The organism is Enterobacter sp. 342 (genome assembly GCF_036663495.1).
Taxonomy (GTDB): domain Bacteria; phylum Pseudomonadota; class Gammaproteobacteria; order Enterobacterales; family Enterobacteriaceae; genus Enterobacter.
Map to the genome: position 1 here is coordinate 1 of NZ_JAWUEI010000059.1, position 9,587 is coordinate 9,587.

The window sequence follows — 9,587 nt, forward strand, 5'->3', positions numbered from 1 at the left end:
AGCTGATAGAAACAGAAGCCACTGGAGCACCTCAAAAACACCATCATACACTAAATCAGTAAGTTGGCAGCATCACCAGTCATTGATAACTTTAAAGGTGACCGTATTACCACCAGCCCCGTCCGGTAGCTGAAACCGGGTGGAAGCACCGGGTAATACATACGACACATCTTCAAGTTTTCTTCCACCTACGGAAATTTCATTGAAATTGATAATATAGCGCGTTGGATTCCTGACCTGAATTTCATTCCCGGCTCGTTGCCAGGATAATTTATTGGCTTGTTCCTCTGGTGTTGACGCACGAAGTCCCTCAGGACGATAAATCAATTTTATGCGCGTTTTCACAGCAATTTGTAAAGAGTTCATCTGCTTCGTGGCAGAGGGAATCGCTTTGATATTTAGCCAGAACAAACTCTCCTGTTCCTGAGAGAGCGAACCGGTCATGACAATTCGTTCAATATTTTTCAGCCCGCCATCCAGGCGATAAAGCGGTGGTGTAATGATAAAAGGTGCTTTACCAGAAACTCCTTCAGGTGTATCAATCCACGATTGTATTAAAAAAGGGGTACTGTCAGGATTTTCTATGCTCACTGAAGCTTCTTTCTTCGCACCGTCAAAAATAATACGTGTACCGCCAATAATGACTCCGGCATTAGCTATTGAAAACGTCAGCGGTAACAGTGCCACGATCAACCCGGTTGTTTTGATAATATGCATTTTATATCTCACCACACAAAGGGGCCGGGACAGCCCCCATACTGATTACTGCGAAGGGATTAGTTATAAATCACAGAAAAGTTGGCAACTGAGTTAGCCGGCCCCGCGGTTACAGCTGCCGCAGTTGAAATATACTGCGCGTAGAAATTTAACGTGTTATCGGCAGTACTGCTAAGCACATAGTTATAGCTATTGCTGCCGTGCAGTGGCAGATCCGCTTTATCCGCTGTCATCAGGTTGATCGCCACCCCCGTCGCCGCGCCTGCAACCGAGGAGTCAATCGCCAGAAGGCTGGCATTGGTTGCATCTGGTGTGCCATCAAAACGTACTTTGGCGTTAGTGACTGTAACCGGGCAGTTTTTCAAAATAATATTGAACTGTGTCGCCGCAGTTTTTGCCCCCGTGGCTGGAAACTCAGTTTTATAATAATCCCCCAGTACCACGACCTGATTCTGTGATGCCACATCAACATCGCAGGCAGAATCCAGAATATTACCGTTAAAGTTAACAGTACCCGCAGCAGCCAAAGCATGTGTCATTGTAAAAGCTGAACTTACCGCCAACATTGCTGTAATCATTTTATTTTTCATAATACTATACCTGCATCACTTTATTTATTACTGACATTCAGACGACAGCACATAAATTGTGCCCTTCCCTGATTTATATTCGTCGTCGGAAAACGACGGTATATAACATTCACAGTACTGGGTGCTATACATTTCTTAGCCCCTTATGACAAATCAAAATTTATACAACTCTTTTTCAGCAGACAATAAATTTTGAGGTCTAGTTGTAGATTCTGATTTAACAAAAAACAAACAAACCACTCAGGCAAATCCTAAGACACAAATTTTCAGTCTATTTTTAGACCGCGAACATATAACATTTAATTTCATATGGTTATGACACGACATCTACTGCGTCTATTATTAGACCTCTTAGTCACATTCCCTGAAGTGCTTTTTTTTAAGATAATTCTTTAAGTTAATCAAAAAAAACTGCATTAGTTGAAGCGAGGTAAGCAATGAACACACGACTTTCAGCGATAACAAGTGAGGAAAAAAACGCAGTAATAAAATTAAAACCGCTAAGGCATATAGAAAAATTAATCGAAAACATGCTTCCTGATGCAGAAAAAATCATTCTTTCAAAAGGTGAAGTCGTACAATATTATCGCAATGACTCTCGTCAATGCTTCTTGCTGACTCATGGCAGCGTTGCACTGCACCGGCGGGGAGACGGCATTATTTTAAATTCCGAGTCAGCACCTTTCATTCTCGGTGTCAGTAGCCAATTTTCGTCAGAGCACCTCTATGTCAGGGCACTGGAAACCTCTGAAATGGCCAGTGTTTCGCTGGATTGTTTTAACCACGTGGTTGCCCGGCAAAATCTGTGGGAGCACTTTTCTCACCTGCTAATCTATACGGCATCCAGGGTTTATGAACATTGTGCCCAGATCTCACAGATGTCAGCCTATGACATCATCCGCTTTCAGCTTGTTGAGTTGATGCAAGAACCGGAAGCCGTGCGGCTGAACATCACTGCCGCCGCCTATATAAAAAGTCGAACCTATCTGTCGCGAAGTGGGATCATGCGAATACTGGCAGAACTGCGTACCGGAAAGTACATCACGATGGAAAGAGGCGTGCTGATTGATATTCGCCATTTACCGCGTAAATACTGATCCCAGAAGTGCCAGCGTTCAGGAGTAACGCTATAATCAGAAAGTTGATTCTTTCAGGTTTGGGTTATGTCCACCACAGAAAAACCACATCGTGGTTCTCCTTATGCGCAAGAGCTTATTACGCACTTACAACCCTGGTCTACCATACGTAATACCGGTCGAGGCGAGCACCTGGATCTTATGATCAATGGCCGGGGAATCTGTTATTTGATTCTGGAAGGTACCGTGGCAATTTATCGACGAAGCGACAACTTGATGCTTTCCACGGCAAAAAGTCCGGCGGTTTTTGGTGTGGCTAACCTTAATGACCTTTTTTTTGACGACTACCTGAAAACAGTTAGCCCCTGCACCATTGGCACGTTGTCCACAGAACAGCTCAATACCATTATTCAGGAAAAGGCATTGTGGGGTCTGTTATCCAACCATCTGATGTTTATGTACAGCCGGCTCTATAACACCATCATGACAAAGGGTGCGCCTACAGCGTATGAGATGATTCGCCAGCAGCTTTTTCTGTTGATGAATGAAGACGATACTTATCGCCTGGGAATAACCGCCGAACGCTACATTCGTGATAAAACCCAGCTTTCCCGCAGCGGTGTGATGCGCATTCTTGCCGACCTGAAAACAGGCGGATTTATCGAAATAGAAGAAGGCAGGCTCATTAGAATCAATAAACTCCCCGCCAGATACTGAATTCCTGGTACAAAAAAGGCCGCAATCGCGGCCTTTTCATTTACATACACTCAATGGACGTGAACGCCCAACCGCCAGGCAAAGTAGATCTCTTCTTTCAGTTCATTCGAAGAGAGCGCCAGCAAATCTGCAAATTCCAGCTCAAGCTGTTTCAGCTTTTTCAGGTACTGCGCCGGAGACAGGTTGCTCTTATCGCGACGTAAATATTCAATTGCCAGCTGTGTTGGGGTTATTTCAGTATCCATGATGTCCTCGCTTATGTACAAAACCTGACCACTATATCACAACGCAGTGGCTAACTTTTGACCAAAGGCAAAACATCTGAAAACTTTACACAACCGCTGTCGTTAGCCGCGACGAGCAGCACAACCGATCCTGCTCATCGACAATATCAATTTGCCACACCTGATGGCGGCTTCCGGCATGCAGCGCGCGGCAAACACCGCGCACACGACCGCTACGCACCGAGCGAATATGGTTAGCATTCACCTCCAGCCCGACGACCTTCTGCTCCCCTTCGGTACAGAGATACCCTGCCACTGAACCCAGTGTTTCAGCCAGCACGACAGATGCGCCGCCGTGCAATAAACCAAACGGCTGATGAGTACGGTGATCGACAGGCATTGTTGCCTCGATCTCATCGTCGCCAATGCGGGTGAACTGGATATCCAGCAGCCCCACCATATTCCCCTCGCCCATGGCGTTGAGCGCCTGCAGCGTCACGGCACGTTTCCAGATCATCCAATTATCTCCAGTAAAGCCTGCAATGGGTGGCGTACCCCGTTACCTTCTACTCGTTTCACCTGGCTGCGACAGGAGTAGCCCGTCGCCAGGCAGCGGTTTCGCGGCAAACGCTGCATCGCCTGATGCCAGGACAACTCGTAGATACCGAGCGAGTTCGCGTGATTTTTCACTTCGTGTCCGTAGGTTCCAGCCATACCGCAGCAGCCCACATTGACGCTCTCCAGCTTCGCGCCGAATCGGGCAAAGACAGAGGCCCACTGGGCAGGGGCACCCGGCAGCGCGGTGACTTCCGTGCAGTGACCGAACAGATACCACGGTTCACCGCTGACATCCTGAACAGCCTTATCCTCCAGGGCCATCGGCAGCCACTCGTGCACCAGCATGACGTGGAAATCACCACGTTTATCGCCCAGTGTCTGCTTATATTCATCGCGATAGCACAGCACCAGCGCCGGATCGACGCCAACCATCGGTATACCCAGTTGCGCCACTCGGTTTAAGAAATCAGAGGTTTTCTGCGCGGTCTTCGCAAAGCGCGTCAGGAAACCTTTAATGTGCTGCGCCTTACCATTCGGAGAGAACGGCAGAACCACTGGCTGATAACCCAGCTTCTCTGACAAGCGGATGAAATCCGCGACCACTTGCGCATCGTAGTAACTGGTGAACGGATCCTGCACCACCAGCACCACATTCGCTTTTTGCTCAGGAGCTAACGCCTCAAGCTGTTCAAGGGTCATGTTCGCTGAGCGGTGCCCGACAAGCTGTCGTTGCAACGACGGTACCGACAGCAGCGGCAGATCGACCATTCCGATATGTTTTTCGGAGAGCTTGCGCACCAGTGGTTGATTAATAAAGAAGTTAAAGGTCTTTGGCGCACGCGCCATCAGCGGCGCATAACTTTCAACTGTCGCCACCAGATGGTCGCGTACAGGACGCAGGTATCGGGTGTGATAAAGCTGCAGGAAACGCGAACGGAACTCCGGCACATCTATCTTAATCGGGCATTGGGTTGAGCAGGCTTTGCAGGCCAGACAGCCAGACATCGCCTCTTTCACCTCATGGGAAAAATCATACTCACCCTTGCTGGCATGCCAGCTGTTGCGGGTACGTTCAATCAGCGAACGCAGGCTGGCACGTTTTTCCGGTAGCTCCTGCTCAAGCTTGAGCGGATCAACCCCACGGTCGGCCAGCAGACGCAGCCATTCACGAACCAGCGTCGCGCGCCCTTTCGGAGAATGAATACGGTTACTGGTGATTTTCATCGACGGACACATCGGGCTTTTCGCATCGAAGTTAAAGCACAAGCCGTTGCCGTTGCACTCCATCGCGCCGCGCCATGAGGAGCGGACTGCGATTGGGATCTGTCGGTCATAGGTGCCGCGTTTAACAGCATCCACCCGCAGCATCGGCGCATCAACACCTTCAGGCGGACAGATTTTCCCCGGATTGAGACGGTTATCCGGGTCAAAAGCCGCTTTAACTTTGCGCAACTCCGCATAGAGCTGCTCACCGAAAAATGCCGGACTGTACTCAGCGCGGAAGCCTTTACCGTGCTCGCCCCACAGCAGGCCGCCATATTTCGCGGTTAACGCAACGACGTCATCGGAGATCTGTTTCATCAGGATCTCCTGCTGCGGGTCGCACATATCCAGCGCCGGCCGTACATGCAACACCCCGGCATCCACATGGCCGAACATGCCATAGCTCAGCCCATGGCTGTCCAGCAGGGCGCGAAACTCAACGATATAATCCGCCAGATGTTCAGGCGGAACGCAGGTGTCTTCAGCAAACGGAATGGGTTTAGCCGCCCCTTTCGCGTTGCCGAGTAACCCCACGGCTTTTTTACGCATCGCGTAGATGCGTTCAATGCCGGCCAGGTCATTACAGAGCTGCCAGCCAATTACTCCACCTTCACCCTGCGCTATCAGTTCATCCAGACGCTGACAGAGTGTCGTCACCTGGTTTTCAATAAGCGCCGCGTCATCGCCGGCAAATTCAACGATATTAAGGCCAAGCATTTCTTTATCTGGCACATCGGTAATCAGCTCACTGACGGAGTGCCAGACGATATCTTCCCGGGCCAGGTTCAACACTTTGGAGTCGACGGTTTCTACCGACAGCGCTTGTGCTTCAACCATAAACGGTGCATTACGCAGCGCAGAGTCGAAAGAGTCATATTTGACGTTCACCAGGCGACGCACCTTCGGCAACCGGGTGATATCCAGCCGCGCCTCGGTAATAAACGCCAGCGTTCCCTCGGAGCCGGTCAGTATGCGGGTTAAATCGAACTGGGTCAGATCATCGTTAAACACATGACGCAGATCGTACCCGGTCAGGAAGCGGTTCAGTTTGGGGAATTTATCGAGGATCAGCTGACGGTTTTCGCGGCAGCGCTCCAGCACGGTACGATAAATGCACCCGCTTGCGGTATTGTCTTTGCCCAGCGTTTCCGCCAGTGCAACCGGCATAGGTTGGGTATCGAGGATATCGCCACCCAGCAGGACAGCACGTACACCCATGACATGATCGGACGTTTTGCCGTACACCAGCGAGCCCTGACCGGAGGCATCCGTGTTGATCATCCCGCCCAGGGTCGCGCGGTTGCTGGTGGAGAGCTCAGGGGCAAAAAAGTAGCCGTACGGCTTGAGATACTGATTCAACTGATCTTTGATAACGCCTGCCTCGACCCGCACCCATCCCTCTTCAGGGTTGATCTCAATAATGCGGTTCATATAGCGGGACATATCAACAATGATGCCCTGGTTCAGCGCCTGACCGTTGGTTCCGGTGCCACCGCCACGCGGGGTAAAGACCAGAGAAGCAAACCGCTCCTGCGTTGCCAGCCGGGCGATAAGCGCGACATCGGCCGTTGAACGAGGGAAAACAACAGCATCGGGAAGAAGCTGGTAGATACTGTTATCAGTCGCCATCGTCAGCCTGTCGGCATAGTTCGTGGCGGTATCACCTGTAAAACCCTGTTGCTCCAGTGCCTGCAAAAAATTAAGCACCAGCTGAACGACGCCAGGTGCCTGAGAAATCTGTGGGATCATGACTGTCGACCCTAATTAGAGTAATTTGAAATCGTTTGCGTTGTGTCTGGAAAGTTTTATCACATTTTTTTCTTATGTGCTTCGTAGAATTACGGGCAAAATCCGCCTGTCAAAAATCGCCGAAATCACTAATGATTAGAGAGACGCGGTTTTCCGTTCCCGCCAGCCACGCTGGTGTTCATTAAAGGAAGTTTCAAATATGGTCAATCTTCGCCAGCCCAGGGATGTTGCGCAAGTCTTGCTGTCGGTGCTGTTCCTGGCTCTCATGATTATTGCGTGTCTGTGGATTGTTCAACCCTTTATTCTCGGCTTCGCCTGGGCTGCGACCGTTGTCGTTGCCACATGGCCTTTACTGTTGCGTTTGCAGAAGCTGCTGTTTGGCCGCCGCGGGTTAGCCGTGCTGGTTATGACACTCTTGTTGTTCCTGCTGTTTATTATTCCCATTGCTTTACTGGTGAATAGCCTGGTGGATTCCAGTGGTCCGATAATTCGAGCCATTACCAGTGGTGATCTGACGTTGCCGGATCTCGCCTGGCTAAACAGTATTCCCGTGGTGGGTGCCAAACTCTATAGCGGCTGGCATAGCCTGCTGGAGATGGGCGGCAGCGCGTTGATGGCGAAAGTGCGTCCTTATATTGGTACCACCACCACCTGGTTTGTGGGACAGGCGGCGCATATCGGTCGCTTTATGATGCACTGTACCCTGATGCTCGTCTTCAGTGCCCTGCTCTACTGGCGTGGTGAGCAAGTTGCTTTGGGTGTTCGTCATTTTGCTACCCGTCTGGCGGGCAAACGGGGTGACGCTGCGGTACTGCTGGCTGCACAGGCAGTGCGCGCGGTTGCGCTTGGCGTTGTGGTAACGGCGCTGGTGCAGGCGATACTGGGTGGTATCGGTCTGGCAATTTCCGGCGTGCCGTACGCTACTGTCTTTACCGTTGTGATGTTGATGACCTGTCTTGCGCAACTGGGACCGTTGCTGGTACTGGTCCCCAGCATCATCTGGCTTTACTGGACAGGTGATACCACGTGGGGAACGGTTCTGCTGGTGTGGAGCTGCGTGGTTGGCACGATGGACAACGTCATTCGTCCAATACTCATCCGCATGGGTGCTGACCTGCCGCTGATCCTGATCCTCTCGGGCGTTATTGGTGGATTGATTGCCTTTGGCATGATTGGCCTGTTTATTGGCCCTGTGCTTCTCGCCGTGACATGGCGTCTGTTCTCCGCCTGGGTGCATGAAGTGCCGCCACCGGGTACTGACCCGGACCTCATCCTGAATGAGCTGGAAGAGCTGGAAGATAAGAACAGTCAATAACCGCAGTGCCGGGTAAGTTATGCTTACCCGCACCTTTAATACTTAAGCAATGCTAAACAATTTATTCATTAAGCACTGGTCAGACCCACCTTCCCTGCACTAAATCTGCTGCTAACCTCAAGAAATCTTTACGTCTCTTTAACTATTGAGACGAATCTGATCGACGCTAAATAACACAATGCCTAGTATTAGCACACGGTTATAAATCAACACCTTGGTTTATAAGCATGGAAATCCCCTGAGTGAAACAACGAATTGCTGTGTGTAGTCTTTGCCCATCTCCCACGATGGGCTTTTTTTTAACTTAAAAACAGTGAGTTACGAAATACCGTGAAGCTGTTAAAGCACGGCGCTTTCTCTCTTCAATGATAATTTGCCCCTACCCATTCATAATCTAAATAATTGATTTTGCTAATCTTATCGCTAATATAACCCTTTTAAATGGAGGGTTAATAAATGACTATACCTGTTTATTTGTGGCTGATTGATGATGCCGGAAATCAAGTAAAAGGATCTGTGGATGTTCATGGTAGAGAGGGTTCTATAGAGATTGTGGAGCTGATGCACAGCGTAGATTTGCCTACTGACAACCTTACAGGGAAACCCACAGCTAAACGTATCCACTGTGACTATGCACTAATCAAAGAAGTAGACTGTTCATCTCCTTACCTCTATCAAGGTGTATCATCGGGTAAAAAATTCAAACAGGCTGTGTTAAAGTTCTATCGTATTAACTACAACGGACAAGAGGAAGAATATTTCCGCGTAACAATGGATACTGTCAGGATTAATGAAATAGAACCTTTTACGTTTGATATTAAAAATCCTACATTTGAAAAGCACAATCATCTTGAAGCATTTTATTTAGCCTATGAAAAGATAACATGGCACTATTTAGACGGTAATATAATACACTCTGATTTATGGAACGCTAACAAGGAGGTAGCATAATGCCTTGGGTATATAAAATAAGCTCACATAGCTTTTATCTGAATGGAACCTATCAATTTGATGCGAAATATTCAGGTAAACCCGGGTTTAAGAATGATTCAGCTAATGAGTGTGTTAAGAATAAAGGTCCCCTTCCCAGAGGGACTTACACTATCGGTCCTGCTTTCAGCCATCCGAAAACTAAAGCATGGACTATGAGGCTGACACCCTATCCTGAAAATAAAATGTGTGAGCGTGATGGTTTTTTGATACATGGTGATAACTCATCCGGACTTAGTGACGCTTCGAATGGGTGTATTGTCCTGATATTACCCTATCGTAAACTCATTGATGCCAGTACAGATAAAATTTCCTGATTACCATCGAGACTCAGCCAGCTTCAACAGGCGTTGTGGCATTGGAGCCGTTCGACAGCCGATCCTGACCA

General features: G+C 49.1%; 10 protein-coding genes and 1 other RNA gene. 6 read left to right on the forward strand and 5 right to left on the reverse strand.

All coding sequences use genetic code 11. From position 1 onward, the window contains the following. Positions 1-72 precede the first annotated feature (72 nt). Positions 73-717, reverse strand: coding sequence for a fimbrial biogenesis chaperone (locus tag V6E55_RS24100; RefSeq protein ID WP_316944049.1), 645 nt, complete (start codon positions 715-717; stop codon positions 73-75). Positions 718-776: 59 nt separating this feature from the next. Then, complete coding sequence (locus V6E55_RS24105; protein ID WP_316944050.1) at positions 777-1,307, reverse strand: fimbrial protein; 531 nt, start codon at positions 1,305-1,307, stop codon at positions 777-779. 437 nt (positions 1,308-1,744) lie between these two features. Between V6E55_RS24105 and V6E55_RS24110 the strand changes: the two genes are divergently transcribed. Together V6E55_RS24110 and V6E55_RS24115 are read left to right on the forward strand one after the other, a co-directional pair. After that, positions 1,745-2,404, forward strand: coding sequence for a winged helix-turn-helix transcriptional regulator (locus tag V6E55_RS24110; RefSeq protein ID WP_129996031.1), 660 nt, complete (start codon positions 1,745-1,747; stop codon positions 2,402-2,404). Between the two features lie 66 nt (positions 2,405-2,470). After that, positions 2,471-3,100 carry a helix-turn-helix domain-containing protein gene (locus V6E55_RS24115; RefSeq protein ID WP_114979411.1) on the forward strand — a complete coding sequence of 210 codons (630 nt, stop codon included), beginning with the start codon at positions 2,471-2,473 and terminating at the stop codon, positions 3,098-3,100. Between the two features lie 50 nt (positions 3,101-3,150). Here V6E55_RS24115 and V6E55_RS24120 read toward each other — a convergent pair whose 3' ends face one another. The 3 genes from V6E55_RS24120 to ydiJ all read right to left on the reverse strand — a co-directional run bounded on the left by V6E55_RS24120 (position 3,151) and on the right by ydiJ (position 6,894). Continuing rightward, entirely contained in the window at positions 3,151-3,345 is a 195-nt protein-coding gene (locus tag V6E55_RS24120) for a YdiH family protein (protein ID WP_010430192.1), read from the reverse strand. 85 nt (positions 3,346-3,430) lie between these two features. Next, positions 3,431-3,841, reverse strand: coding sequence for a 1,4-dihydroxy-2-naphthoyl-CoA hydrolase (menI, locus tag V6E55_RS24125; RefSeq protein WP_114979410.1), 411 nt, complete (start codon positions 3,839-3,841; stop codon positions 3,431-3,433). Beyond that, positions 3,838-6,894, reverse strand: a complete 3,057-nt coding sequence (gene ydiJ / locus V6E55_RS24130) for a D-2-hydroxyglutarate dehydrogenase YdiJ (protein WP_316944051.1) — start codon at positions 6,892-6,894, stop codon at positions 3,838-3,840. The genes menI and ydiJ overlap by 4 nt, the downstream gene beginning before the upstream one ends. Before the next feature lie 199 nt (positions 6,895-7,093). On the opposite strand from ydiJ, the gene ydiK reads away from it, so the two are divergent. The 4 genes from ydiK to V6E55_RS24150 all read left to right on the forward strand — a co-directional run bounded on the left by ydiK (position 7,094) and on the right by V6E55_RS24150 (position 9,516). Next, positions 7,094-8,209, forward strand: a complete 1,116-nt coding sequence (gene ydiK, locus V6E55_RS24135; RefSeq protein ID WP_114979408.1) for an AI-2E family transporter YdiK — start codon at positions 7,094-7,096, stop codon at positions 8,207-8,209. Between the two features lie 195 nt (positions 8,210-8,404). Beyond that, positions 8,405-8,512, forward strand: an RNA gene (gene rprA, locus V6E55_RS24140) — antisense sRNA RprA. A gap of 153 nt (positions 8,513-8,665) precedes the next feature. Beyond that, the gene (locus tag V6E55_RS24145; RefSeq protein ID WP_316944052.1) at positions 8,666-9,160 is read left to right on the forward strand and encodes an Hcp family type VI secretion system effector; all 495 of its coding nucleotides are present in this window, start codon (positions 8,666-8,668) and stop codon (positions 9,158-9,160) included. Next, entirely contained in the window at positions 9,160-9,516 is a 357-nt protein-coding gene (locus V6E55_RS24150) for a tlde1 domain-containing protein (RefSeq protein WP_316944053.1), read from the forward strand. Before V6E55_RS24145 ends, V6E55_RS24150 begins: the two co-directional genes overlap by 1 nt. Positions 9,517-9,587: the final 71 nt, after the last annotated feature.

Excerpts from the sequence above, each read along its gene's own strand:
- V6E55_RS24150 (WP_316944053.1), top strand. The coding sequence starts at position 9,160 with ATGCCTTGGGTATATAAAATAAGCTCACATAGCTTTTATCTGAATGGA.
- V6E55_RS24105 (WP_316944050.1), bottom strand. The coding sequence starts at position 1,307 with ATGAAAAATAAAATGATTACAGCAATGTTGGCGGTAAGTTCAGCTTTT.
- ydiK (WP_114979408.1), top strand. The coding sequence starts at position 7,094 with ATGGTCAATCTTCGCCAGCCCAGGGATGTTGCGCAAGTCTTGCTGTCG.
- V6E55_RS24110 (WP_129996031.1), top strand. The coding sequence starts at position 1,745 with ATGAACACACGACTTTCAGCGATAACAAGTGAGGAAAAAAACGCAGTA.
- menI (WP_114979410.1), bottom strand. The coding sequence starts at position 3,841 with ATGATCTGGAAACGTGCCGTGACGCTGCAGGCGCTCAACGCCATGGGC.
- V6E55_RS24115 (WP_114979411.1), top strand. The coding sequence starts at position 2,471 with ATGTCCACCACAGAAAAACCACATCGTGGTTCTCCTTATGCGCAAGAG.
- ydiJ (WP_316944051.1), bottom strand. The coding sequence starts at position 6,894 with ATGATCCCACAGATTTCTCAGGCACCTGGCGTCGTTCAGCTGGTGCTT.
- V6E55_RS24120 (WP_010430192.1), bottom strand. The coding sequence starts at position 3,345 with ATGGATACTGAAATAACCCCAACACAGCTGGCAATTGAATATTTACGT.
- V6E55_RS24145 (WP_316944052.1), top strand. The coding sequence starts at position 8,666 with ATGACTATACCTGTTTATTTGTGGCTGATTGATGATGCCGGAAATCAA.
- V6E55_RS24100 (WP_316944049.1), bottom strand. The coding sequence starts at position 717 with ATGCATATTATCAAAACAACCGGGTTGATCGTGGCACTGTTACCGCTG.